Annotated in this window: 1 protein-coding gene and 1 pseudogene; both read left to right on the forward strand. The window is 50.3% G+C overall.

Features of this window, described 5'->3' with window-relative positions; translation table 11 throughout:
• A partial coding sequence (locus tag R7Q11_RS25795) for a sugar kinase (RefSeq protein WP_225466954.1) occupies positions 1 to 649 on the forward strand: 649 nt, incomplete at its 5' end.
• 9 nt (positions 650 to 658) lie between these two features.
• Positions 659 to 779, forward strand: a pseudogene (locus R7Q11_RS25800) (2-dehydro-3-deoxyphosphogluconate aldolase); the annotation flags it as partial.

Here is a 779-nt window from a genome sequence, read left to right on the forward strand (position 1 = left end):
ATCAGCCGCACGTTACCAACTTCAACATCCAAACTTTGGACTGGTTAAGCAAGCATTAACTCAAGTAGATGCAGTGTTTCTCAGCGGTATCTCTCTAGCCATCTTGCCAGAAGAAGACCGAATTTCACTGCTTAATTTGTTAGTCGAGCTTAAAGCCCAAGGCGTTGAAATCGCGTTTGATAGTAACTTCCGCCCAGCACTGTGGCCTCAAGACGAGAATCAAACCGTCAAAAACGTTTACCAAGCCATGTATCAACTGACGGACGTTGCCTTGGTGACTTTTGATGATGAGCAATTGATCTGGGGTGACGAGACATCAGAGCAAACCATTGAACGCCTTACCTCTCTTGGCGTGGGCAAATGCATCGTCAAGCTCGGCGCAGATGGCTGCTTAGTTCAAGACTCAACAAATCAGGGTTCGAGCGCGGCTCTGGCTCCACAAGCCGTGCCGACCCAACCAGTCGCCCAAGTGGTGGACACCACATCGGCGGGCGACTCATTCAATGGTGGCTTTTTATCGGCATACCTTGCGGGCGCCGATCGCGCGGCCTCATGTCAAAGAGGAAACGCACTGGCAGGTGCTGTGATTCAACATCGCGGTGCCATCATTCCCAAAGCATTCACACAACCGGCGCTTGGCGTCGTTTAAGGAACACTCATGTCTAGCATCAAAGAACAATTGAAAGCTCTGAAAGTCATCCCTGTTATCGCCATCGATAAAGCAGAAGACATTATCCCACTGGGTAAAATACTGGCAGAAAACGGACTCCCAGCGGCTG

This window comes from Vibrio sp. 970, from assembly GCF_033339075.1.